Origin of the sequence: Rhodomicrobium vannielii ATCC 17100 (assembly GCF_000166055.1) — a bacterium.
Lineage (GTDB): Bacteria > Pseudomonadota > Alphaproteobacteria > Rhizobiales > Rhodomicrobiaceae > Rhodomicrobium > Rhodomicrobium vannielii.
In genome coordinates this window covers 19,015-42,530 of sequence record NC_014664.1, presented here as the reverse complement: position 1 = coordinate 42,530, position 23,516 = coordinate 19,015, and the positions used below count along the sequence as shown (strand labels likewise).

The 23,516-nt window shown below is 62.7% G+C and carries 20 protein-coding genes, 1 pseudogene and 1 riboswitch; of the genes and pseudogenes, 6 read left to right on the top strand and 15 right to left on the bottom strand.

Annotated elements, in window-relative coordinates; translation table 11 throughout:
* From RVAN_RS00180 to had, 3 genes are read right to left on the bottom strand one after another with little or no spacing between them, the layout of a single operon-like run.
* Complete coding sequence (locus RVAN_RS00180; protein ID WP_013417733.1) at positions 1-771, bottom strand: cyclohexa-1,5-dienecarbonyl-CoA hydratase; 771 nt, start codon at positions 769-771, stop codon at positions 1-3.
* Positions 768-1,904 (bottom strand): 6-oxocyclohex-1-ene-1-carbonyl-CoA hydratase, encoded by a 1,137-nt coding sequence (oah, locus tag RVAN_RS00175; RefSeq protein ID WP_013417732.1) that lies wholly within the window; start codon positions 1,902-1,904, stop codon positions 768-770. The genes RVAN_RS00180 and oah overlap by 4 nt, the downstream gene beginning before the upstream one ends.
* A 38-nt stretch (positions 1,905-1,942) precedes the next feature.
* Complete coding sequence (gene had, locus RVAN_RS00170) at positions 1,943-3,010, bottom strand: 6-hydroxycyclohex-1-ene-1-carbonyl-CoA dehydrogenase (protein WP_013417731.1); 1,068 nt, start codon at positions 3,008-3,010, stop codon at positions 1,943-1,945.
* 292 nt (positions 3,011-3,302) lie between these two features.
* Positions 3,303-3,391, top strand: a riboswitch (glycine riboswitch).
* Positions 3,392-3,548: 157 nt separating this feature from the next.
* Here had and gcvT point away from each other — a divergent pair.
* Genes gcvT through gcvPB form a run of 4 tightly spaced genes read left to right on the top strand, consistent with a single transcriptional unit; the run spans position 3,549 to position 7,985 of the window.
* Entirely contained in the window at positions 3,549-4,700 is a 1,152-nt protein-coding gene (gene gcvT / locus RVAN_RS00165) for a glycine cleavage system aminomethyltransferase GcvT (RefSeq protein WP_013417730.1), read from the top strand.
* Positions 4,701-4,718: 18 nt separating this feature from the next.
* Positions 4,719-5,096 carry a glycine cleavage system protein GcvH gene (gcvH, locus tag RVAN_RS00160; RefSeq protein WP_013417729.1) on the top strand — a complete coding sequence of 126 codons (378 nt, stop codon included), beginning with the start codon at positions 4,719-4,721 and terminating at the stop codon, positions 5,094-5,096.
* Positions 5,096-6,439, top strand: coding sequence for an aminomethyl-transferring glycine dehydrogenase subunit GcvPA (gene gcvPA / locus RVAN_RS00155; protein WP_013417728.1), 1,344 nt, complete (start codon positions 5,096-5,098; stop codon positions 6,437-6,439). Before gcvH ends, gcvPA begins: the two co-directional genes overlap by 1 nt.
* Positions 6,432-7,985 carry an aminomethyl-transferring glycine dehydrogenase subunit GcvPB gene (gene gcvPB / locus RVAN_RS00150; protein WP_013417727.1) on the top strand — a complete coding sequence of 518 codons (1,554 nt, stop codon included), beginning with the start codon at positions 6,432-6,434 and terminating at the stop codon, positions 7,983-7,985. Before gcvPA ends, gcvPB begins: the two co-directional genes overlap by 8 nt.
* A 254-nt stretch (positions 7,986-8,239) precedes the next feature.
* On the opposite strand, the gene RVAN_RS00145 is transcribed toward gcvPB, so the two are convergent.
* From RVAN_RS00145 to phaR, 6 genes and pseudogenes are all read right to left on the bottom strand, one after another.
* Complete coding sequence (locus tag RVAN_RS00145) at positions 8,240-9,676, bottom strand: glycosyltransferase family 4 protein (RefSeq protein WP_013417726.1); 1,437 nt, start codon at positions 9,674-9,676, stop codon at positions 8,240-8,242.
* A gap of 159 nt (positions 9,677-9,835) precedes the next feature.
* A pseudogene (locus tag RVAN_RS00140) lies at positions 9,836-10,908 on the bottom strand (IS630 family transposase).
* A 56-nt stretch (positions 10,909-10,964) separates the two neighbouring features.
* Positions 10,965-11,975 carry an NAD-dependent epimerase/dehydratase family protein gene (locus RVAN_RS00135; protein ID WP_013417724.1) on the bottom strand — a complete coding sequence of 337 codons (1,011 nt, stop codon included), beginning with the start codon at positions 11,973-11,975 and terminating at the stop codon, positions 10,965-10,967.
* A 504-nt stretch (positions 11,976-12,479) separates the two neighbouring features.
* Entirely contained in the window at positions 12,480-12,707 is a 228-nt protein-coding gene (locus RVAN_RS21080) for a TonB-dependent receptor (protein WP_425337411.1), read from the bottom strand.
* A complete protein-coding gene (locus RVAN_RS00125) occupies positions 12,689-12,949 on the bottom strand; it encodes a hypothetical protein (RefSeq protein ID WP_041787122.1) in 261 nt (86 codons plus the stop codon). Before RVAN_RS00125 ends, RVAN_RS21080 begins: the two co-directional genes overlap by 19 nt.
* Before the next feature lie 412 nt (positions 12,950-13,361).
* A complete protein-coding gene (gene phaR, locus RVAN_RS00120) occupies positions 13,362-14,075 on the bottom strand; it encodes a polyhydroxyalkanoate synthesis repressor PhaR (protein ID WP_013417722.1) in 714 nt (237 codons plus the stop codon).
* A 215-nt stretch (positions 14,076-14,290) separates the two neighbouring features.
* Between phaR and RVAN_RS00115 the strand changes: the two genes are divergently transcribed.
* Together RVAN_RS00115 and phbB are read left to right on the top strand one after the other, a co-directional pair.
* On the top strand, positions 14,291-15,481 hold the full coding sequence (locus RVAN_RS00115) for an acetyl-CoA C-acetyltransferase (protein ID WP_013417721.1): 1,191 nt from the start codon (positions 14,291-14,293) through the stop codon (positions 15,479-15,481).
* Between the two features lie 267 nt (positions 15,482-15,748).
* Positions 15,749-16,471, top strand: a complete 723-nt coding sequence (gene phbB / locus RVAN_RS00110) for an acetoacetyl-CoA reductase (RefSeq protein WP_013417720.1) — start codon at positions 15,749-15,751, stop codon at positions 16,469-16,471.
* A gap of 213 nt (positions 16,472-16,684) precedes the next feature.
* On the opposite strand, the gene RVAN_RS00105 is transcribed toward phbB, so the two are convergent.
* The 6 genes from RVAN_RS00105 to RVAN_RS00080 all read right to left on the bottom strand — a co-directional run bounded on the left by RVAN_RS00105 (position 16,685) and on the right by RVAN_RS00080 (position 23,509).
* Positions 16,685-17,719 carry an alpha-E domain-containing protein gene (locus tag RVAN_RS00105; RefSeq protein WP_013417719.1) on the bottom strand — a complete coding sequence of 345 codons (1,035 nt, stop codon included), beginning with the start codon at positions 17,717-17,719 and terminating at the stop codon, positions 16,685-16,687.
* A complete protein-coding gene (locus tag RVAN_RS00100; RefSeq protein ID WP_013417718.1) occupies positions 17,716-19,197 on the bottom strand; it encodes a circularly permuted type 2 ATP-grasp protein in 1,482 nt (493 codons plus the stop codon). Before RVAN_RS00100 ends, RVAN_RS00105 begins: the two co-directional genes overlap by 4 nt.
* Before the next feature lie 183 nt (positions 19,198-19,380).
* Entirely contained in the window at positions 19,381-20,442 is a 1,062-nt protein-coding gene (locus RVAN_RS00095; protein ID WP_013417717.1) for a homocysteine S-methyltransferase family protein, read from the bottom strand.
* A 9-nt stretch (positions 20,443-20,451) separates the two neighbouring features.
* A complete protein-coding gene (metF, locus tag RVAN_RS00090) occupies positions 20,452-21,360 on the bottom strand; it encodes a methylenetetrahydrofolate reductase [NAD(P)H] (protein WP_013417716.1) in 909 nt (302 codons plus the stop codon).
* Positions 21,357-22,340, bottom strand: coding sequence for an ArsR/SmtB family transcription factor (locus tag RVAN_RS00085; RefSeq protein WP_013417715.1), 984 nt, complete (start codon positions 22,338-22,340; stop codon positions 21,357-21,359). Before RVAN_RS00085 ends, metF begins: the two co-directional genes overlap by 4 nt.
* A gap of 137 nt (positions 22,341-22,477) precedes the next feature.
* Positions 22,478-23,509: an aminotransferase class I/II-fold pyridoxal phosphate-dependent enzyme gene (locus RVAN_RS00080; protein WP_013417714.1), complete on the bottom strand. Its 1,032-nt coding sequence runs from the start codon at positions 23,507-23,509 to the stop codon at positions 22,478-22,480.
* Between the last annotated feature and the right edge of the window lie 7 nt (positions 23,510-23,516).

Below are 23,516 nucleotides of genomic sequence, written 5' to 3'. Positions count from 1 at the left end.
TCAGCGGGCCTCCCATTGGGCCGGGCGTTTCTCGATGAACGCGGTCAGGCCTTCCACTGCGTCCTTCGTGGACATCAGTTTTTCCAGATAGAGATGTTCGAGGTTGCAGAGCTTCGTGCGGATGCGCTCGACCATGTCGAGGCGGGCCGCCTTCACGGCGATGCGCAGCGACGACGGGCTAAGCGCCGCAAGCGCGTGATCGAAATAGGAGAGCGCTGCCGCCTCCGGTTCAGGCGTGATCTCGGAAACAAGGCCGAGCCCGAATGCCTGCTCGCCGGAAATCGAGCGCCCCGACAGAAGAATGTCCTCCGCCGCCGAGCGCGCGATCTTTTCCGGCAGGATGCACGATGCCGGCGGCGCAAACACGCCGAGGATGATTTCGGGCTGACCGAATTTTGCATCCGGAGTGGCGAAGATCCGGCTGCCCGCGATGGCGACTTCCATGCCGCCGCCGAGGCACTGGCCGCGCACCGCCACCAGGACCGGCACCGGAGCCGCGACAAGCCGCATGACGAGCGCGTTGAAGGACTTCAGCATTGCGTCGCACTGGTCCGGCAGATGCTCCTGCACGCTCGCGCCAAAGCTGAAATGCGGCCCCTCGTGATCGATAAGAACGGCGAGGATAGCCGGATCGTTCATATGTGCGTCGAGCGCTGCCGTCAGCGCGGCGATCATCTGCGCATCGACGATGTTCGCCTTGGGACGCGCGAGCCGCAACCTGAGGAGCGCGCCCCCACGGTCGTGCCATACTTTCAGCGGTTCGATGGTCATTTCGCCCCCCGCGCGGCCGGAAGAAGCGCCTCGGTTAATTCCGGCGTCCACGGCGCACCGGCCGCAAGCGCCTGCCGCAGCGCGATGAAATCGATTTCGCGGTCATCCTTGGTGCCTTCGTTGAAGGCGCGGAACCCGGCGCGCGCCTCCGTCATCATGTTGAGCGCGAGCCAGGCGCGGCTGTTCTCCTTGTTCGCGTTCCAGGCATTGATCTTGGGCTTGCGCAGTTCCTCGATGGTCTTCGTGAAGCAATCCGGGAACGTCAGCAGGATCTTGCCGCAAAGCTCCTCGATCTTGGCGTCGAGCAACGAGAGATCGACCGTGCCCTTCTTCAGCACGTCCTTGCCGGCCGCCAGTTCAGCGCCCGTCTTTGGTTCGCCGTGGACGATGCGGCCGTATTCATCGACATAGCGATCCGTGATGACGAGCGGGTTCGCGACGAAGCGTCCATCGACCTTGAGCGCGGGCACGATGTCCGTGATCATGCCGAGCCGATAGGCCTTGTGCGCCGTCCACGGTTCGCAAAGCGAGCCGGATACCATCGCCATTTCCGCACCGACCATGACGGGTAGGAAATCCGTAGCGCCGCCAATCGGAGCCGATCCATGCTTCGGTCCGGCCTGACCGAAGCGCGCCAGATCCTGAGCGATGGTGAAGTCGCAGGCCATGCCGATTTCCTGGCCGCCGCCGATGCGCATGCCGTTGACGCGGCAGACGACAGGCTTGTCGCACCCGAGGATCGCGGACACCATGTCGTTGAAAAGGCGCATATATTGCCGGTATTCCTGCGGATTTCCGGCGTAATACTCGGCGTATTCCTTGGTGTTGCCGCCCGTGCAGAAGGCCTTGTCGCCCGCGCCGGTAAACACAGTCGCCACCACGTCGCGCGCGTTCGATGCCGCGCGGAAGGCAAGGATCACCGCCTTGACCATCTCCGTGGTGTAGGAATTGTACTGCGCGGGATTGTCGAGCGTGATCCACGCATTGTAGAGGCCGGGAACAATCTCGCCGTCCGGCGTGCGTGCGGGCCGCTTTTCATAGCGAACGCCGGGTACCACGATTTCCGCGAGATTGTGATCGTGCAGGGCTTCGGGAGCCGTAGCTCTCGCTATCGACGCTGTAGTCAGGGTCATTTCCTCAGTCTCTTCTTTTCGTTCGGTGTCATTGCTGCTCAGGGGACGAGAATGGCGCGCCGCGTAAGCTTGTGCTCATGCGCCATGGCGAAGATCTCGTTGATGCTGTCGAGCGGATGGCGCTCGATGAAGGCGGCTAGTTCGATCTTGCGGTCGAGGACGAGGTCCAGCGCCCCCGGATAAAGCTCGGTCGCGCAGCCCCAGTTGCCGAGCGCGCGCGCATGAAACGCCATCAGGTTCGAGAGGCGGACCTCGACCTTATCCATGGTGAAGCCGACGACGGCGAGCGTTGCGCCATGAACGAGGAGGCTCCATGCGGTCGACTGGCCAGCGGCCGTCCCCGAGCATTCAAAGATCACCCATTCCCGCGTTGAAAGGCCGTTTTCCTTTGCGAACCCGGCTATCTCTTTCTTGAGCGCCTTCGGGTCGACGCGGCGCGCATTGAATGTCTTGGCGACGCCATGGGCAGCGATCGCGGCCAGCTTTACGTCATCGACGTCGATGGCGACGACCGTGCCGCCGAAGGCCGAGGCAACCTGCGCGCAATGCCCGCCGACGCCGCCAACCCCGATCACGATGCAGAGGGTGCCGGGACCGACACCCGCCTGAATGACGGCCTGATAGGGCGTCGTGACCGCGTCCGCGACAACGGAAACATCGGAGAGTTTTAGCCCCGCCGCTTCGAGGCGGTTCTCATTGACAGCGCATAGCCCGAACGACGGCACGGTGATGTGGGAAGCGAAGCCGCCCTCGATATCGTTGCCGGGCATGACCTGTTTCGCGCAGATCGTGCCCTTGCCGCGCTTGCATGCATCGCAGGTGCCGCAGGGAATGACGGCGGGGATGATGACGGCGCGGCCGAGCCAATGTTCGGCACCCGTTCCAGCCGCGACGACGCGTCCGCTGATCTCATGGCCAAGCGTCAAAGGCAGGGGCTGGTTCGTGCGGACACCATCGTAATAATACCCGAGATCCGTATGACAGACGCCGCAGCCGGCGATCTCAACCGTGACCTCGCCCGCAGCAGGTGCGCCAAGTTCGAACGACTGCCGGATCAACGGTTCCCCGACACTCGTCATCACCCATCGGTAAGCTGCTATCGGCATTTGCCCCTCATCGCGTTTCGTTATTTACGCATTAGAGTACCTCAATACCGTTTTTGGTCAAGCAAATTTGAACCATTCCACAAAGAGGGGCGTTAGCGCCGCGCCGGCCCCGGTCAGCCCCCTTTCCCTCTTACCGCGACAAGCCTGTTGGCGACGACGACGCGCAACCTGCGCGAAGCTTGCGGCGCGCGGCCCGAAAGGCGCAGGCGCGGCGCGGTGGCCGCTATCAAGAACTTTCTATCTGCCAGGTGGTTGACAGGCGACCAAGCGCGGGCGACTTAAGACGTGCTGACCGATGCATGCGGGAGAGACCAGCCCAGGCTGGCGCCGAAGGAGCAACCGCCCCGGAAACTCTCAGGCAAAAAGGACCGCGCGCAGACAGCACTCTGGAAAGCAGTCGCCCCACAAGGCGGCTCACCGATGGGGTAAAGACCGGCCTTCCGCCTCGGCGGCCGAGCCGGTGAAATCTCTCAGGTTCCGTGACAGAGGGGGCGATGACCGCGCAAGCGGAGCCCTCGAATACACGGAGACGCCAGCCATGAGCGCTGCCCCCGCCACCCATCGTGAAACCACGCCGCCGCTGCGGCAGACGCCGCTTGCCGCGCTGCACCACGAGCTTGGCGCGAAGCTCGTGCCGTTCGCTGGATACGAGATGCCCGTTTCCTATGCAACCGGCATCGTGAAGGAGCACGCGCATGTGCGCGAGCGCGCGGGTTTCTTCGACGTTTCGCATATGGGGCAGGCGCGGATCGCGGGGCCGGACTTCGCAACCGTCGCGGCCGCGTTCGAGCGGCTCGTCCCCGGCGACATCGCGGGGCTGAAGCCGGGCCAGATCCGCTACACACAACTTCTCAACGACGAAGGCGGCATCATCGACGATCTGATGGCGACGCGCGAGGCGGACGGCACCGGCCTGTTCCTCGTGGTGAATGCGTCGCGCAAGGAGGTCGATTTTGCGCACATCGCCGCGCATTTGCCGCCGTCTGTGACGCTCGCGCCGCTGGCGGATCGCTCGCTCGTCGCGCTGCAAGGGCCGGAAGCAGCGCGCGTGCTCAAGCGACAAATGCCGGAAGCGGGGGGCCTTGCTTTCATGACGGCTGCTCCGCTCGATTGGCGCGGCACGGCTGTTTTCGTCTCGCGCTCCGGCTATACGGGCGAGGACGGCTTTGAAATCTCCGTGCCCGCCGATGCCGCCGAAGCCTTCGCGCGAAGCCTGCTCGCTCACCCCGAAGTCGCGCCCATCGGCCTCGGCGCGCGCGATACACTGCGCCTCGAAGCGGGCCTCCCGCTTTACGGGCAGGACATGGATGAGACGACTTCGCCCATTGAGGCCGCGCTTGAGTTCTCCATCGGCAAGCGGCGTCGGCGCGATGGCGGCTTCATCGGCGCGGAACGCGTTCAGCGTGAGTTGGCCGAAGGTCCGGCGCGCGTCCGTGTCGGGCTGCGCCTCGAAGGCCGCTCCGCCGCGCGCACGCACATGAAAATCGCCAGCGAAACGGGCGAAACCATGGGCGAGATCACGAGCGGCGCTTACACCCCGACCGCCGCCGCATCCATCGCTTTCGGCTATGTGCCGCCGCGCTCAAGCACCGCTGGCACGCGGGTTGCTGTTGAAATCCGGGGAGCGTTCCAGCCCGCGCTCGTCGTGGACCTGCCCTTCGTGCCACACCGTTACGTCCGCAAAGTATAAAACCAAAGGTCAGAAGCCATGGCGCTCATCAAGTACACGGAAGACCACGAATATATCAGCGTCGAGGACGGCGTCGGCACGATCGGCATTACGGACTACGCGCAAGGCAAGCTCGGCGACGTGACTTTCGTCGAACTGCCGAAAATCGGCGAGAAAGTGAAGCAGGGCCAGCCTATCGCGGTGGTGGAGTCGGTGAAGGCGGCGAGCGACATCTACTCGCCCGTCAGCGGCGAGGTGGTCGAGATAAATGAAATTCTGAACGACAAGCCGGAGCTCATCAATCAGGAGCCCGAGGCGGGCGCGTGGATCTACAAGCTCACGCTTTCCGACGTGGCCGAACTCGACAAGCTCATGGATCAGGACGCTTACCTCGCCTATGCGAGCGCGGAGGGCTGATGCGCTATCTTCCCCATACGGATGCGGACCGCCGCGCCATGCTGGACGCCATCGGCGTCGCCGACATCGACGCGCTGTTCGCTGCCGTGCCCGAAGGCGCGCTGCGCCGCGAGTTGCCGGACCTGCCGCGCGCGCAGAGCGAGATCGCCGTGGAACGCGCGCTGTCGCGGCTCGCCGCCCGCAACGTCCCCGCGTCGTCGGTGCCGTTTTTCGCGGGCGCGGGCGCGTACAAGCACCACATCCCGGCGACGGTGGACCACATCATCCAGCGCTCGGAATTCATGACCGCCTACACGCCGTACCAGCCGGAAATCGCGCAGGGCACGCTGCAATATCTGTTCGAGTTTCAGAGTCAGGTCGCCGCGCTGACCGGCATGGAAGTGGCGAACGCCTCCATGTATGACGGCTCGACGGCTGCGGGCGAGGCAGTGCTGATGGCGCATCGTGTGACGCGGCGCGGCAAGGCGGTCGTCGCGGGCGGCGTGCATCCGCATTACCGCGCTGTGATCGAGACGGTTTCGCGCCTCGGCGGCTTCGAGGTCGATGCGCGCGCGGTCGATCCCGAAGCGACCTTCGAGGCCGACGCCGACAAGGACACCTCCTGCATCGTCGTGCAGATGCCCGACGCCTTCGGCCGCGTGGCCGACCTGTCAGCGCTCGCGGAAAAGGCGCATGAGGCGGGCGCGCTGCTCGTCGTCGTGGTGACGGAAGCCGTGTCGTTCGGCGCGCTGAAATCGCCTGGCGCAATGGGCGCGGATATCGTCGTCGCGGAAGGCCAGAGCATCGGCAACGGCCTGAACTTCGGCGGCCCCTATCTCGGCCTCTTCGCGACGCGCAAGAAATTCGTACGCCAGATGCCGGGGCGGCTTTGCGGCGAAACGGTCGACCATGACGGGCGGCGCGGCTTCGTGCTGACGCTCTCGACGCGCGAACAGCATATCCGCCGCGAGAAGGCGACGAGCAATATCTGCACGAATTCCGGGCTTTGCGCGCTGGCGTTCACCGCGCATCTGACGCTGCTCGGCGAGGCGGGGCTGAAGACGCTCGCGCGCATAAACCACGCGAACGCGGTGGCACTGGCGAAGGCGCTCGAAAGCGTGCCCGGCGTGGACGTGGTCACGCCTGCATTCTTCAACGAGTTCACCATTCGCACGCCGAAGCTCGGTGCGGCGGTAATCGACGCGCTCGCGGATCGCGGCATCATCGGCGGCGTGCCCGCATCGCGCCTGTGGCCGGACGAGCCGACGCTTGCAAACGCCATCGTCGTCGCCTCGACGGAAACGACAACTCCTGACGACATCGCCGCCTTCCGGGCCGCGCTCGAAGAGGTGCTCCATGGTTGAGATGCCGAAAGTGATCCTTCCCGCCGCAGAGGCGGCCGCTCCCGCGCCGACCTTCACCGGCAATCGCGCGCTCCAGATCGAGGAGCCGCTGATCTTCGAGATCGGCTCGGCGGAGACAAGCGGCGTCGATTTCGAGGAACCGGCGGAGACGGAGACGCGGCTCGGCGGCCTTGAGCGCACCGAGGTCATCGGCCTGGCGGGCCTCTCCGAGCCGGAGACGATGCGTCATTACGTGCGCCTCAGTCAGAAAAACTACTCCATCGACACCGGCATTTTCCCGCTCGGCTCATGCACGATGAAGCACAATCCGCGCCTCAACGAGAAGATGGCGCGGTTGCCGGGCTTCGCGGACATTCACCCGCTTCAGCCGGAGAAGACGGTGCAAGGCGCGCTCGCGCTGATGACGGAGCTGTCACGCTGGCTGCTCGAATTGACCGGCATGCACGCCATCGCCCTGTCGCCGAAGGCGGGCGCGCACGGCGAATTCTGCGGCATGGCGGCGATCAAGGCGGCGCTCGAAGCGCGCGGCGAAGCGGATACGCGGCGCGTGGTGCTGGTGCCCGTTTCGGCGCATGGCACGAACCCGGCGACGGCGGCGCATCTCGGCTTCACGGTGCGCGCGGTCGAGGCGGGGCCTGACGGCACGGTGAGCGTTGACGCGGTGCGCGCGGCGCTCGGCCCGGATGTCGCCGCGATGATGCTGACCAACCCGAACACCTGCGGGCTGTTCGAGCCGCATATCCGCGAGATCGCCGACGCGCTGCACGAGGCGGGCGCGTATCTCTATTGCGACGGTGCGAATTTCAACGCAATCGCGGGCAAGGTTCGCCCGGGCGACCTCGGCGCTGATGCGATGCACATCAACCTGCACAAGACGTTCTCGACGCCACATGGCGGCGGAGGCCCGGGTGCCGGGCCGGTGGTGCTGTCGGAAGCGCTCGCGGCTTACGCGCCGGTGCCGTTCGTGCGCCGCGAGGGCGATGCGTTCCGGCTTGTGGAGCATGCCGCCGATGCGCCGGAAGGAGCCGCGCCGTTCGGCCGTCTCGCTGCCTTCCATGGCCAGATGGGCATGTTCGTGCGCGCGCTCGCCTATATGATGAGCCATGGCGCGGACGGCATTCGCCAGGCATCCGAAGACGCGGTGCTGAACGCGAATTACGTGCGCGCGCGGCTCGCCGACGTGCTGACGCAGCCTTTCCCTGAGGGCGCGATGCACGAGGTGCTGTTCGATGACCGCTTCCTGAAGGGCACCGGCGTCTCGACGCTCGACTTCGCGAAAGCGCTGATCGACGAGGGCTTCCACCCGATGACGGTATATTTCCCGCTCGTCGTTTCAGGCGCAATGCTGGTCGAGCCGACCGAGTCTGAATCGAAGCAGAGCCTCGACCAATTCATCGACGCGGTGCGCGCGCTGGCCCTCGCGGCGAAAGCGGGCGATGCTGCGCGGTTTACGGAAGCGCCACGTTTCGCCCCGCGCTCGCGACTCGACGAGACGCGCGCCGCGCGTGATCCGGTGTTGAGCTATCGCGAGAAGATGCCGGAGTGATCGGGGCACTTTTTGCTAAGCGGTCGCAGAACAGCCTCATGGCATGCGTTCGGATAGAAGCTGTGACGGGGGCGCGTTTGCAAGGCTCACTCGCGCATCAAGCGCCTTACCGGTGGCGCGCAAGCCGTCCCGCTGGAATTATAAGCTGTGCAGCCACAGCTCTGATCGCGCCGTCGATGGCAGACAATAGTTTCCGGCCGCGTTGCGCTCGCGGCCTCATCGGACGAAACTGGCGCGTCCATTCAGAGGCGGCTTCACTCGATCATGTTGTGAACCTTATCGGATCGGGCTGTTGATGCTTGTTCGGCGGTGTGCTGTTCAACGTAAGCGGACTTTTCTGCTATCCGCCCGGCGAGCAAGCCCTCGATCGCTTTGCACATGACATTCAGCAGATGTGTCGGCGCCAGCGACGAACGAAGAGCAGCTTGAGCGCGCGCTCCCTTCGCGGCGAGATCCGGGGAGGCGAGATCTTTCATCTCCTGGATCGCCGTGACACAGCCCGCCACATCGCCATGCGCGATACGCCAACCGATACCTTCGCCTTCGATCAGGTCGGACACGTGAGAGGGGCGCGGACCGAGGTACAGGATCGGCCGGCCGACCGCCATCGCGCCGTAGACTTTGCAGGGATGGACGATGCCCACCATATGTTCCCCCAGGCTGACGGCGTGAACGTCCGCCGCGCCGAGCGAATAGCGCAGGTCGCTCAAGGGCTGATAAGGAAGCGACAGACAGTTGCGAAGGCCATGCCTCTCGATGTGTTCGTTGACCTGCTTTTTCGCGGCACCGCCCCCAATGAATGCAAAGCGGATCGTGTCGTCGTCCTTGAAGGCGAGGGCCGCGGCAAGCAAAGTGTCGATCGGATTGGCGGGTGAGTGGTTGCCCGAATACATGACGACGAACCGCCCCTGAAGGCCGTGCTTGTCGCGGAACCAGTTAGCAGGATGCGGCAGCGGGGCATCCGGCTTTTCGTGCGACCAGGGCGGCAGAACGAGAACCTTTTGCGGCGCTCGACCATGCTGTTTCAGGCGCGCTTCCATGAAACGGTCGAGCGCGATGGTGAGATCCGCGTTTCGCAAAACGAACCGGTTTGCGGCTTCGAGAAGGCGATGGGCGAGAGAACCCGCGCGCAACTTCCGCATCGCGACGAGTTGGTCCGGGTTCAAATCCATTGCCCAGTAAACCAGTTGCGCCTGCTTCCCGAAGGAAAACAAGCTCTTGAGTTTCGCGACCAGAGTCGCTGTGACGCCGATCATGGGCGGACTCGTGGAGAAGAAGATCATCTCTGTCCGTAGCGTAAACAGGGCATGGAAGAATAGCGCCAGCTGCGCCCAGACCGATCCGACTATGCGAAGAAGCATGTTCGACTTGGTGAAGATGGGCAGGCTGTAGCGGATGATCTTGACCCCGTCGCGTATTTCGAAGCGTGGGAACGACTGGCGCGGATCGTCGTAGCCGCGCGACGAACAGTAAACGATCACCTCGTGCCCGCGCGCGGCCATGGCGGCGGCGAAGTCATGCATGTGCTGGCCGACAGCAGCCGGGTCCGGGACGTAGACCTGCGTCAGGATCATCAGCCTGCCGGGCACGCCGCCTCTGCCGACAGCGGCTGACACCTCCTCCTTTCTGTTCGAGGGAGAGGCGTCGCTTTCGAATGCAATCCGGCCGACCGAAACAAGATTCTCTGCCATCGTCTTTTTCTCTGTTCAGCGGTCGGCGCCGGACATTCGCTCGCCGAGGAAAACATCGCCCCGAGAGCACCGCGCAATCTCGCAACCGCTTGATAATGCTTTTTTTTTGCGATTACCTATCCGCGCTCAAAATCCGTGCGGATTGTCTAGTGCACTGACTCATTCAGAAGGTGCAGATTGAGGCGGTTGAGCTTGTCGAAGATTTCATCGGCGGTTTTGGTCCAGACGAAGGGTTTTGCGTTCCGGTTGTGATCGGCGATGTAGCGCTTGATGGCGTCTTCGAGGTCGGCGACGGATTTGAAGACGCCACGACGGATGCGCCGCCGGGTAATGGCGGAGAAGAAGTTTTCGACCGCGTTCAGCCAGGACGCCGAGGTCGGCGTGAAGTGAAAAACCCACCTCGGATGATCCGCCAGCCAGGCGTCCACCTTGGGATGCTTGTGGGTTCCGTAGTTGTCCAGAATGACGTGGATGATCTTGCCGGCTGGGACCTTGCGCTCCACGGCGTTGAGGAATTTGATGAACTCCTGATGGCGGTGGCGCTTCATGCAGCGGCCGAGCACGGTTCCATCCAGCACGTTGAGTGCGGCGAACAGCGTGGTGGTTCCGTTGCGCTTGTAATCGTGGGTCATGGTCGCGCATTTGCCGGGCTTCAACGGCAGGCCCGGTTGAGTGCGGTCGAGCGCCTGGATCTGGCTCTTCTCGTCGATGGACAGGACCACGGCATGGCAGGGCGGGCTCATGTAGAGGCCCACCACATCCTCGACCTTTTCGGCGAAGGCGGGATCGTTCGACTTCTTGAACGTGCGCAAGCGGTGCGGCTGAAGGCGGTGGGCTCCCCAGATGCGCTGCACCGTGCGCAAGCTGACGCCCGCCGCCTTGGCGACAGCGCGTCCGGTCCAATGCGTGGCGTTTCCGGGGGGCTCGGAACACGGCAGCGCCAGCACTTTCGCGACGCTCTTCGCTGACAAAGGCGGCTTGCCTGGCTTGCGGGTCTGGTCGCGCAACAGCCCGTCCACCCCTTTTTCGGCGTAGCGCCGCTGCCAACGCCATACGGCTGGCCGGCTGACGCCGCTTAAGCGGGCGACGTCGAAAACGGAACGGCGCTCAGCAGAATGAAGCACGATCTTTGCCCGCTGCGCGTGCTTCTGCGGGCTGTTGCGGTCCCCGATGACCGCCGCCAAACGTGAGCGGTCTTCGGACGAGAGAAGGATGCAGACGGTTTGAGCCATGCCTGAAGCATGCCTTGCTTCGTCTGCTTTGTGAATCCTATGTTTGCGTCAGTGCACTAGGTCAGATTGACGACGCTCTCGTTTCCGGCCTTGTGCATCTCGTCCCAGATCCAGCGATAGGTCTTCTCCATGCCATCGCGCAGCTTCACGCTTGGCTCCCAGTTCAGTTCCTTGCGGATCAGAGTATTGTCGCTGTTGCGCCCGCGCACGCCCTTCGGCGCATCAAGATTGTAGCGGCGGTCGAGCCGAACGCTGGCGATGCTTTCGACGATGTCGACGAGTTGGTTGATCGATACCAGCTCAGAGCTTCCGAGATTGATCGGATACTCGATACCGCTGTTCGTGATGTCGAATATGCCGTCGATGCAGTCGGTGATGTACATGAACGAGCGCGTCTGCTCGCCATCGCCCCAGATTTCGATAAACGGCTTACCCGTCATCTGGGCGTCGATGACCTTGCGACAGATTGCGGCCGGAGCTTTCTCCCGACCTCCGGCGTAAGTGCCATGCGGGCCATAGACGTTATGAAAGCGTGCCACGCGCGTAACGACGCCGAAATCTTCCCGGAAATGGCGGCACATGCGTTCGCTGAAGAGTTTTTCCCAGCCATAGCCGTCTTCAGCGTCGGCGGGATAGGCGTCCTCTTCCTTGAGCGCGGTCACGTCGGTGCGCGTTTGCTTTGCACCATTATAGACACAGGCGCTGGACGAGTAGAAGAAGCGGCCGGGCAACTTGCGATGCTTTGCGGCTTCGAGAAGATGCGTGTTGATGAGCACGCTCAACATGCAGAGCGCCTTGTTGTTCTCGATGAAGCCCATCCCGCCCATGTTCGCCGCGAGATTGTAAACCGTGTGAGCGCCATCAACCGCGTCGAAACAGGCATCGCGGCGATTGAGGTCGAGGACGCAATTATCGACCTCATCAGACCTTTGATACCAGTATGTTAGCGGCTTGATATCGACGGCGCGGATGTCGGAATAGCCGAGCGAGCGAAGCTTGGCGACGAGATGTCCGCCAATGAATCCGCCCGCACCTGCTACAAGAATCTTGGCGTCCTTAGGAGGCATGGCGTTTTCTCGTCCAGCATTTCCGATACACATGCTTTGACGCCAATTTTATCCATTTTCAATTAAATGATATGCCTCATACACAAAAAAGCTGCCCTGGGTTGTGGATTTCGAGCTTACCAGCGGCAGTGTCGCGCGATAAATCAGCCCCGGTACGACGGCGCAGGTTTCAGGTGTCGAAACGACGTGGTTTCAACGCAGGCTGATCTAGATCTAATGAAACTGGTAGAGCGCTCTACACGCAACAGCCGACGTCGGCCGACAAACACCGGCACGCGGCGCCCGAGCGCATGTCCAAAGGTCGAAAGACCTACCGGAGAGACATCCCGACCCTCGCATAGCCGGGCTCTCCGTCGCCCAGGAGCACGCCGATGCCGAACGAGTAGTTCGGCGTGCCCGGAAGCTGGTTGCCGCTCGTGCGAAGCCAGTCCTGCTTATCTGGTATTGCATTCTTTGTATTAGCCAGTACCAACGAAGAGTAACCGGCGACTTCGATCTTGTCTTCTAGCATTTTGTGCCGAACTCGGCGTTCACGCCATAAATTTTCACTTCACCGGCGTTCACCGTTACGCTCTGGGATGCAAGATTTGTATCAAGCGCGTTCGTCGAAACTTGGAAATTGTCGAAATGGCTGAAAAAGCCGGTCACGGACGTCGCGAAGAGCGAGCCCTGATAATGATGGCCGATCTCGAAGGATTTGCCCCTCTCCGGCGCTACGTCGAGCGCCTGAATGACGTCGCCAGCGGGAGCCAGCGTGTAATTCGGAGCTGAGCGGAAGGATCTCGCGTTTCTTTGTCCAGCTTGTAGCGCAAGCTGGGGGTGGGAAGAATTTCGCTCTCGTTAAGCTTGTGTTCGGTCCCACCTGGATTGTAGTTGTCCACCGTACGGTCGACCCAAACCTGCTTGGCACCATAGATGAACGTCAAGCGTTCCGTGGCCTTCCAGGTGTCGCCGAGGAACACCATGTTCGTCATGCTAAACACCTAATGATGTTGGACCGGCAGCGAGACACCCGTCGCCGGGCTTGCGAGGTGGGTTTTCGATTGACACGCTTCGCTGTCAGAGGAATTGACCGTTTCTGGATGCCGCCTCGCCTGGATGTACCGCCAAAACGATTTTCTGCGGATGAACCCGCGGAAAACGCATCCGACGCGAAGTTGAGGACGGCGTGGATCGCATCGGCAGCGCTCGAGGTTGAGCGCACAATTAAGTGGCGGCGCTAGCGATCACAAAGACTGTGTCTTTTGCCACACCGAATTCGCACGGCAGGGACCAGCGGTTTCCCAAAAAACTGGCATGCGTTCAGGCGCCTAAAGTTGCTTCAACGCGATGAGCGTTAAAGCAATGGAGCAAACATCGCGCGGCAAGCAATATGCGCCTACACCGCTAGCGCTTTTCCTCGTCGGCCTTCGCTTTGGTCAAGCGGTCGATCTGCGCCTGCATGGCCGCGAGTTGCGCCTTCAACTCCGCAAGCTCCGGCGTGGTTGAGGCCGCCTCCGTCGCGTCGGGCTTCTTCGCGGCCTGCGGCTTGTCCCCCTCGGCCGGGGCTTCGATCTTCGCGAAAGGCGCAAACATCGAAAAAGCGCGCTCGAAGATCACCATATTCTGGCGAGCCTGCTCCTGCATGGCTCCAAAAGCGACGTTGCCGAAAGTATCGGTGAACTGTTTGTGGTATTTTTCCTGTTCGCGGGTGAGCGCAGTCAGGCTGAATTCCAGATACTTTGGGACGATCTGCTCGATGGAGTGTCCATAAAAGCGAATCAACTGCCGCAGGAAGCCGATGGGCAGGAGGTTCGATCCAGTTTTGCCCTCCTCTTCCACGATGATCTGCGTGAGCACGGTGTGAGTCAGGTCTTCGCCGGTCTTCGCGTCGTAAACCAGGAAATCGCGCTCGGACCGGACCATCTCGCCGAGATCTTCGAGCGTGACGTAGCTACTCGTCTCGGTGTTATAGAGACGCCGGTTCGCATATTTCTTGATGATGACGGGCTTGGACTTGTCCAATTCGGACACTTTCTTGCCCACGGCGCTCAAGGGAACGGTTTTTGCACCGTCTCCATATCCGCTTCCCCGAGACAGCTTTTCCGCAGGTTCGGTCATTAATTTTTGCCCGTTGGATAATAGTGATAACATCATAGTGCAAGTTTCAGCTTTGCGCGATTTTTTTTCGCACCCGCGAGATTTCTCTTGCATTGCCGCCAGACAGCATTTCGCGTCGCGGCCCGTTGCGCAATTCCGCCTATTTGGTCATACCGGCGCAGGGTTAATGTTGTTAAGCTTCGCGCCAAAACATGAGGCTCGAAAGGAAGACAACAATGGCAAGGCACGACGACGACATCGTCATCGCAAGCGCAGCGCGCACTCCGGTCGGCTCATTCAATGGAAGCCTTGCGACGCTTCCCGCCCACGAACTCGGGCGCATCGTCATCACCGAGGCGCTGAAGCGCGCGAATGTCGATGCTGGCGAAGTCTCCGAGGTGATCCTCGGGCAGGTGCTGACGGCTGGCCAGGGTCAGAACCCGGCGCGCCAGGCGTCGATTGCGGCGTCCCTGCCGATCGAAACCACCGCCATGTCAGTCAACTTCGTCTGCGGCTCGGGCCTTCGCACGGTCGCGATGGCCGCGCAGGCAATCCGCAACGGCGACAGCGATATCGTGGTCGCGGGCGGTCAGGAAAACATGAGCCTTTCGCCCCACGTCGCCTATCTGCGCAACGGCCAGCGCATGGGCAACCTCGAAATGATCGACACCATGATCAAGGACGGGCTATGGGACGCCTTCAACGGCTATCACATGGGCATCACCGCCGAGAATGTAGCGCGGCAATGGCAGATCACGCGCGAGGATCAGGACGCGCTTGCGCTTGGTTCGCAGCACAAGGCCGCCGTAGCCAAGAAGGACGGCCGCTTCAATGACGAGATCGTCCCCGTAACGATCAAGACGCGCAAGGGTGAGGTCGTGTTCGCCGCAGATGAATTCATCCGCGAGAACGCCACCGTCGAAGACCTCGCGAAGCTTCGCCCCGCCTTCAATCCGAAGGAAGGCACCGTGACCGCGGGCAACGCGAGCGGCATCAACGACGGCGCGGCCGCGCTCGTTGTGATGAAGCGCTCCGACGCGGAGAAGCGCGGCCTTGAGCCGCTGGCGCGCATCGTGTCGTTCGCGACGGCGGGCGTCGACCCGTCGATCATGGGCACCGGCCCGATCCCCGCGTCGAAGCGCGCGCTGGAGAAGGCAGGCTGGTCGAAGGACGACCTCGACCTTATCGAAGCGAACGAGGCATTCGCCGCGCAGGCCGCCGCCGTGAACAAGGCCCTCGGCTGGGACATCGAGAAGGTGAACGTCAATGGCGGCGCAATCGCCATCGGTCACCCCATCGGCGCATCGGGCGCGCGCATTCTCACGACGCTTCTTTACGAACTGAAGCGCCGCGACGCGAAGAAGGGGCTCGCAACGCTGTGCATCGGCGGCGGCATGGGGATTGCCATGTGCGTGGAGCGCGACTAGCGCGGCACGCCGAAGCGAAAGGTGCGTGGAGCGCGACTAGCGCGCCCACGCCGACGCGGAAAGTGCGTGAAGCGCGACCAGCGACGCAAAGCCGACGCAAGGCGGATATGCAAATCTAAGGTCGCAGAAAAGCATCGACGATTTTCTTCGGCCTTTTTTCATGACGGACGCCATGGGCTGGCCGAGTGGGTAACTTTCGTCTCGGTTACAATCTGCCCGCGAAGAAGCTAGGCTGAAAGCAACACACTTTATTGTTACGGAGGGAATGTGAGCAAGGTAGCAATCGTTACGGGCGGCACGCGCGGTATCGGTCAGGCAATCTCCGTGGAATTGAAACACCACGGTTTTCGCGTCGCCGCGAACTACGCCGGCAACGACGAGGCGGCGCAAAAATTCAACGCGGAATTTGGCATCCCGGTCTTCAAGTGGGACGTCGGCGACTATGACGCCTGCGTGGCGGGCCTTGCCGAGGTCGAGAAGGAAGTTGGCCCCATCGACATTATCGTCAACAATGCTGGCATCACGCGCGACGCCATGCTGCATCGCATGACGCCTCAGCAGTGGCGCGAAGTGATGCGCGTGGACCTGGACAGCTTGTTCAACATGGTGCACCCGGTCATCAACGGCATGCGCGAGCGGAATTTCGGCCGGATCATCAGCATTTCGTCCATCAACGGCCAGAAGGGCCAGATGGGCCAGACGAACTACTCCGCCGCCAAGGCTGGCATGATCGGCTTCACCAAGGCTCTGGCACTGGAGAACGCGAAAAAGGGCATCACCGCGAACGTGGTCGCGCCCGGTTATATCGATACGGAGATGGTCCAGGCGGTGCCGGGAAATGTGCTCGATAGCATCATCGCGCAGATCCCGGTCGGGCGCCTCGGCAAGGCACAGGAGATCGCGAAGTGCGTCTCTTTCCTCGCCAGTAGAGACGCAGGATTCATCACCGGCTCGACGATCACCGCGAACGGCGGCCAGTACATCGCCTAAAGGCCGAATCCGATCAGGTTGCGACGCATTCTGATCGGAACGGCATCTACTGCGATTGAATTTCGGTACGCGCGAGCCAGAACCAAAAAGCGAAAAAAGTCGGCATCGCCCGGCTTTTTTTATAAATCAACGGCGAAATCGAACAAATCAAACCCTAGGCTAGGCATCCCGTCGCGACGAAAACTCGATGCTGTGACGTGGCCGACCGCCAGCTTAACGCACCACCTGCGTTTGTGACTGCGATTGTGTCTGGCCAATCGCGACGGGGGCGGGCAGCGGTACCGCCGCCTCCAACGCTTTCGCATAACCGAAGAACGCCTTGCCGAGTTCGTCATTCAGCAGAATGAGGCTCGATTGCACCCAGTCGTTGAATGCATGCAAGTTCTGCAAAAGGTTGTCGTCGAGGCTCGCGGTCTGAAGCCCATCGATCATCGCTTCGACGCGTTCGGCAGCGGGACCGGCATTCCGAAGCCCAAAATTGCGACGCAGCAATTCTATCATCGCCTGCATCTCGCTGAGGCAATAGGCGATAGATCGCGGTAGACGCGGATCGAAGATCAGGAAGCGAGCAACTTCGTGCGGGTCGATATGGCGGGGATGCACGCGCCGGTAAGCGTGATAGGCGGACGCGGCGCGCAAGAGGATCGACCAGAAGGTGTGGTCGTAATGCCCCTCGTCGGTCGCCAGGCCCGTCTGTTGCTGGGCGAAGCGCACGTCGAGAAGGCGGCTTGTCTGATCCGCGCGTTCGAGGAAGAGGCCGAGCCGGAAGAACGGCCACGTCTCGTCATGGTAAAGCGTATTCTCCGCCACGCCGATCTGCGCGTAACAGCCGCGCTTGATCGCGTCGCAGGTCCGCGACAGGCGCACCTCCGAAAGCTCGGTGTTGCTGAAGGCGAACACGCGATTGCAGAAGTCGTTGAGCTGATACCACATGTCGATGGACAGCATCGGCCGAAGCGCGCGCGCATTTTCCCGCGCCGACTTGATCGACGACTGGATCGATCCCGGATTCTCCGTATGCGCCATGTAGAAGCGGATCACGTTCTCCGCGTTCGCCTCCGGGAAGGCTTTCGCGAAGGCCTCTTCATCTGAATAGAGCGCGACGATCCACAACCAGCCGTTGTCGTCGTCGCGGCCGCGCTGGAAAGAGGTTTGCGTCTCGATGACACGGCCGAGGCTTTCCGTGCGCTCGAAATATCGCGCCATCCAGAAAACGCTCTCGGCGTGCCGGGAAAGGAGGCTGCTCACGCGTTGTCCTCCTTCAGAACCCATGTGTCCTTGGTGCCGCCGCCCTGGCTCGAATTCACGATGATGGACCCGCGTTTGAGCGCGACGCGCGTCAGCCCTCCCGGCAGAACCCAGGTTTCCTGGCCCGTGACGGCGAAGGGGCGCAGGTCGACATGGCGCGGTTCGACGCCCTGATCGGTGAGCGTTGGACACACGGAAAGCTCGATCATCGGCTGGCTGATATAGTTCGACGGGTCGGCCTTGAGCTGGTTGCGGCAGAGATCGATCTCGGCCTTCGTCGCCTTGGGGCCCACGCAGATGCCATAGCCGCCGGACTCGCCAACGGGCTTCACCACCAGCTTGTCGAGGTTGTCGAGCGTATAGCCGAGGCCGTCCTTCTCGCGACAAATGTTGGTCTGCACGTTCGGAAGGACGGGGTGTTCGTCGAGATAGTATTTGATGATGCGGGGCAGGTAGGCGTAAACGGCCTTGTCATCGGCGACGCCGGTGCCGACCGCATTCGCGAGCGTGACGTTGCCCTTGCGAACGGCGCGCATGAGGCCCTTCACGCCGAGCGCGCTGTCTGGGCGGAACGCCTCGGGGTCGAGGAACTCGTCGTTGATGCGGCGATAGATAACGTGCACCGGCTTCGGCCCGGACACGGTCTTCATGAACACCTTGTCGTCGTCCACGAACAGGTCGCGGCCCTCGACCAGCGGAATACCGATCTCGCGTGCGAGGAACACATGCTCGAAATAGGCCGAGTTGAAGACGCCGGGCGAAAGCAGCGCAATCTGCGGCTCGCTCACACCAGCCGGGGCGCATTCGATGAGCTTGTCGCCGAGCTGCGTGCCGTATTCCGAAACGCTTTCGATGGCGAAGCCGTGCATCAGGTCGGGGAAGGCGCGCTGCATCAGGTGCCGGTTCTCGACCACATAGGAAACGCCGGACGGCGTGCGGCCATTATCCTCAAGCACGAAGAACTCGCCGCGCGGGTCGCGGATGACGTCGATGCCGCCGATGTGGATGTAGGTGCCGCAGGGCGGATCGTAGCCGATCATCTCGGGCCGGTAGTTCGCATTGCCGAGCACAAGGTCTTCGGGAACGAGGCCATCCTTCAGGATCTTGCGGTCGTGATAGACGTCCCACAGGAAGAGGTTCAGCGCCTTGATGCGCTGCTTCACGCCCCTGTCGAGCGTCTTCCAATCCTCGGCGGTAATCACGCGCGGGATAACGTCGAACGGCAGGATGCGGTCGATGGCCGTGCGGTCGCTATAGACGGTGAATGTAATGCCGAGATTGAAAAGCTCGCGCTCCGCATCCGCCGCGCGCTCGCGAAGGTGAAGAAGCTCGAGTTGCTGAAGACGATGCCACAGCGCGGTGAGATGTCGATTGCGATTATCCGGCGAGCCCAGAAGTTCGCAATAAAAGTGCCCCGCATTGTAGTTGTCGAGCGGGGCTACGGTGGATGGATTTTTTAGCGCTGTGATCGTCGCCATGCAGGAAGGCCCCCGGGGGAACGTCAGCCGTCACCGCCGATGCGTGAGGAGGGAAGACTCGAGCCAATGTCAGTAACGAGACTATCACAGCACGCTACTCTGCCGGTATATAATTTTCCGATGAAAAGCTGAGCAGAATGCATAGTTTCTGCGCATTTCTCTTCTCGGATCGACAGTATAGTCTCAGCCTTGCACGAATGCTTCGAGGCCAGAAAGCCTAAGGCGCGGCTCTAGCTCGGGAATGCGGCGGGGCGGATAGGGCGCAACGGCCTTGGCAATCGCGGCAATGTGATCCGGCGTCGTACCGCAGCAGCCGCCGACGATATTCAAAAGCCCGTCCGCCGCCCAGGATGCCATAGCGCGCGCCATGTCTTCGGGCGTTTCGTCATACTCGCCCATCTCGTTCGGCAGCCCCGCATTTGCGTACACGCTCATATATGTGTCGGCCACCTTCGACAGGAGCGCGACGGGCGGGCGAAGCTGCTCCGCGCCGAACGCGCAATTCATGCCCACCGAGAACGGTTTCAGATGGCGCAACGAATACCAGAACGCCTCGGGCGTCTGGCCCGACAGGTTGCGGCCCGACAGGTCGGTGACGGTGCCGGACAGCATGAGCGGCAATTCGACGCCCGTCTCGTCGAACGCCTTCTTCACGGCGAAGCCCGCCGCCTTGGCGTTCAGCGTGTCGAAAATCGTCTCGATCAGGATGGCATCCACGCCGCCCTCGATGAGCGCGCGCGTCTGCTCGCCATAGGCGTCCACGAGCTCGTCGAAGCTGATGTTGCGAAAGCCGGGGTTGTTCACGTCCGGCGAGAGCGAAGCCGTGCGGTTGGTCGGGCCGATGGAGCCTGCCACGAAGCGCGGCTTCTCCGGCGTCTTCGCGGTGTACGCGTCCGCCGCCTCGCGCGCGAGTTTCGCCGCCGCAAGGTTGATCTCCGCCGAAAGCGCCTCCATGCCGTAATCGGCCATCGAGATGCGCTGCGCGTTGAACGAGTTCGTCTCGATGATATCCGCGCCCGCCTCGAAATAGGCCTCGTGCACACCCTTGATGATGGCGGGCTGCGTCAGAACCAGAAGGTCGTTGTTGCCCTTGAGGTCGCTCGGCCAATCCTTGAAGCGCTCGCCGCGATAGTCGGCCTCGGTCGGCTTGTGGCGCTGGATCATCGTGCCCATGCCGCCGTCGAGGATCAGGATGCGCTCTTTCGCTGCGGCTTTCAGGGCGGCGATGCGGTCGGTGCGATTCATGGGACGGCCTTATGCGTTGACGGCGGAAGCGGCGGGAGCATGCGGCTTGATGCCGAGCGTGTGGCAGATGGCGTTGACGAGCGGCGCGCGGTTCAGCGTGTAGAAGTGGAACTCCGTCACGCCGCCCTTGACGAGATCCCGCACCTGCTCGGCCGCGACAGCAGCCGCGACAAGCTGCGTGGTTTCGGGGTCATCCGCAAGCCCCTCGAAGCGGGCGCCAGTGGAAGCAGGCATGGTGGCCCCGCAACGCGCCGCGAAGCCCGCGATCTGCTTGAAATTGTGGATCGGGATCTGTCCGGGCACGATGGGAATGTTGATGCCGCGCGCGCGGACGCGGTCGAGATAGCGCCAGTAATGATCGTTGTCGAAGAAGAACTGCGTGATTGCGCGCGTGGCGCCCGCGTCCACCTTGGCCTGAAGCACGTCGAGATCGACATCGAACGACCCGGACTCCGGGTGCTTCTCCGGGTAGGCCGAAACCGACACCTCGAAATCGCCGATGGTCTTCAGCCCCGCAACGAGATCCGCGCTCGACTGGTAGCCGCCCGGATGGGCCGCATAGGCCGTGCCCGCCCCCGCCGGCGGATCGCCGCGCAACGCCACGATATGCCGCACGCCTACGTCCCAGTAGTCGCGCACGACAGCATCAACTTCGTCCTTCGTCGCCGCGACGCAGGTGAGATGCGCGGCGGGCTTCAGCGACGTCTCGGCGAGGATGCGCGATACGGTCGAATGCGTGCGCTCTCGCGTGGACCCCCCGGCACCGTACGTTACCGATACGAATTCGGGCGCGAGCGGCTCAAGCTTGCGGATCGCCTGCCAGAGAGACGCCTCCATCGCGTCGGTCTTCGGTGGGAAAAACTCGAAGCTCACCGAAATCGGCGCGTGCGCCCGTCTTTGCGTTCCTGCTTCCGTCACGAAGCCGCCCTCCACTTTTGCGCTGCTGCGCCTTTCTTTTTGCCAGACCATATTGCCACCGTCAGCGCATTCTCTCTGGCATCGTTGGCCTTGAGTTCGCGATAGGCGGTTTGACCAAGCCCGCATTCCGCGAGCCAGCCCTTTATTTCATCCGCGCCGAAGCCGAGCCGCACATGGGCGTGCTCCTCGCGCAGAAATTCGAGATTATGCGGCGCGAAGTCCACCACGACGAGGCGGCCGTCCGGCTCCAGCACGCGCACGGCTTCTGCGAGCGCCGTCTTCGGCCAGGCGAGGAAGTGCAACACCTGATGCACGACAACCGCGCCCGCGCTGCCTTCGGCGAAGGGCAGATTATAGATATCGCCTTGCCTCACGCTGCATTTCGTGGCGCCCGCGCTTTCGAGGCGCACGCGCGCGCATTTCAGCATTTCGCGGTTGGTGTCGATGCCGACAAGGCGCTCTGCGCGATCCGATGCGAGTTCGAGAATGCGGCCCGTGCCCGTCCCGAGATCGAGCAACAGTTCGTAGGGGCCGGGGCCGAGCGCGTCGAGGATCGCAGCTTCGACATCCGGCTCTGGCACATGCAGCGAGCGGATGCGATCCCATTGCACGGCGTTGGCGTCGAAATAGCCCTGCGCGAGTTCGGCGCGGCGCGCGCGGATCTGGTCGGCGCGTTCGGCATCGCGCGCGAATTGCGGATCGTCGGGCGCAACCATCGACAGCGCCGAGGCGAGGAATCCCTGCACATGCGCGTCGCCGCTGGCGCGCACGAATACGAAGCTACCTTCCTGATAACGCTCGATCAGCGCGGCATCGTCGAGGAGCTTGATATGGCGGCTCACGCGCGGCTGGCTCTGACCGAGAAGCTGCGTCAGGTCGGTGACGTTGAACTCGCCATGCTGGAGCAGCCGCAGGATGCGCAGACGCGTCGGCTCGCCCGCCGCGCGCAGCATCCCCACGATGTCATCGAAACTGCCCATATGCCGATTTGCCCGCGAGCCTGTTTTTCGCCGATCACGCGCTTATAAAGATATGTTTATATGTTTTCAAGGCGCATCGATACAAGGCGCGGCGTTATACGGCGGTGCGATCATCGCTGCGCGGGAGGCGTCGCCGTTTACGCAGACGCAAGCGCCGCCTGAAGGCGCGCGAGGTCCGCGTCATCTTTCGGCAGCGAGAAACGCAGCGCGTTGAGCTTCGGGAACGGGCGCGCGAGGATGCCCGCGCGGGCGAGACTGTCGAACAGCGAATGCGGCAAATCGGTGCCCGCCAGCCGGAACAGCGCGGTTCCGCCGGTGATGCGAAGGCCCGCCTGCGTGAGCGCGGCTTCGAGTTTGCCGCCCATGTCCGCGAGCCGCGCGCGTTGCTCGGCCGCGAAACCGGCATCCGCCAGCGCCGCCCGGCCGAACGCCGCAGCCTGCGCCGAAACCGCATTCGCCCCGAACGCCGCGCGAAACCGAGCCGCAATGGGATGCGAGGTGATCGCGAAGCCGAGCGGAATGCCGCCCGCGCCGTGGAGCGCGTTCGCGGAGCGCAGCACGATCGTTGAATCGAGCCGCGCGACTGACGCCAGGATCGAAGCGCTTTCGTCCGCGTCGGCGAGCGTTTCATCGATGACGAGCAACCCATCGCGGCGCTTCAGCGCAGGCAGCACGGCGGCGAGGTCAGCGTGCGGGGCAAGACGGCCGTCCGCGTGGCCCGGATTGTCCACGATGAGAATGTCCGCCTTGCCGACCGCGTCGAGCGAGGCAATTTCCGAGGTCGAATGCCCCGCCGCTTCCCATGCAGCGCGAAGGCCGGCATCGGCGGGCGCGAGAAACGCCACGCGCTTCGGCGAACGGTAAAGCCACGGCAGAAGGCGAAGCCCCGCATCCGCGCCCGGCAGCGGCACGACCTCCACCGATTGCGGCGCGCGGTACGCTTTGGCGGCGAGTGCGGCAAGCGCGGCGATGGCGTGCATGTCGATGCCCCGCGCGAAATCGTCGGCGGCGAGGTTGGGTGCGGGATATGGCCACGGCGCTGCGGCGCGCGACAGATCGAGCCACGGCGTCGGCGCATCGGGATAAAGCGCGCGGGCAGCGTCGAGACGGCCGTCTCCTTCAACGAAGCGGGGGTCGATCTTTTCGGCGGGGCGGAAAAGGAAAGCCATGATTGCT

Coding starts and splice junctions, on each gene's coding strand:
- RVAN_RS00180 (WP_013417733.1), bottom strand. CDS start 771: ATGACCATCGAACCGCTGAAAGTATGGCACGACCGTGGGGGCGCGCTC.
- oah (WP_013417732.1), bottom strand. CDS start 1,904: ATGACCCTGACTACAGCGTCGATAGCGAGAGCTACGGCTCCCGAAGCC.
- had (WP_013417731.1), bottom strand. CDS start 3,010: ATGCCGATAGCAGCTTACCGATGGGTGATGACGAGTGTCGGGGAACCG.
- gcvT (WP_013417730.1), top strand. CDS start 3,549: ATGAGCGCTGCCCCCGCCACCCATCGTGAAACCACGCCGCCGCTGCGG.
- gcvH (WP_013417729.1), top strand. CDS start 4,719: ATGGCGCTCATCAAGTACACGGAAGACCACGAATATATCAGCGTCGAG.
- gcvPA (WP_013417728.1), top strand. CDS start 5,096: ATGCGCTATCTTCCCCATACGGATGCGGACCGCCGCGCCATGCTGGAC.
- gcvPB (WP_013417727.1), top strand. CDS start 6,432: ATGGTTGAGATGCCGAAAGTGATCCTTCCCGCCGCAGAGGCGGCCGCT.
- RVAN_RS00145 (WP_013417726.1), bottom strand. CDS start 9,676: ATGGCAGAGAATCTTGTTTCGGTCGGCCGGATTGCATTCGAAAGCGAC.
- RVAN_RS00135 (WP_013417724.1), bottom strand. CDS start 11,975: ATGCCTCCTAAGGACGCCAAGATTCTTGTAGCAGGTGCGGGCGGATTC.
- RVAN_RS00125 (WP_041787122.1), bottom strand. CDS start 12,949: ATGACGAACATGGTGTTCCTCGGCGACACCTGGAAGGCCACGGAACGC.
- phaR (WP_013417722.1), bottom strand. CDS start 14,075: ATGACCGAACCTGCGGAAAAGCTGTCTCGGGGAAGCGGATATGGAGAC.
- RVAN_RS00115 (WP_013417721.1), top strand. CDS start 14,291: ATGGCAAGGCACGACGACGACATCGTCATCGCAAGCGCAGCGCGCACT.
- RVAN_RS00100 (WP_013417718.1), bottom strand. CDS start 19,197: ATGGCGACGATCACAGCGCTAAAAAATCCATCCACCGTAGCCCCGCTC.
- RVAN_RS00095 (WP_013417717.1), bottom strand. CDS start 20,442: ATGAATCGCACCGACCGCATCGCCGCCCTGAAAGCCGCAGCGAAAGAG.
- RVAN_RS00085 (WP_013417715.1), bottom strand. CDS start 22,340: ATGGGCAGTTTCGATGACATCGTGGGGATGCTGCGCGCGGCGGGCGAG.
- RVAN_RS00080 (WP_013417714.1), bottom strand. CDS start 23,509: ATGGCTTTCCTTTTCCGCCCCGCCGAAAAGATCGACCCCCGCTTCGTT.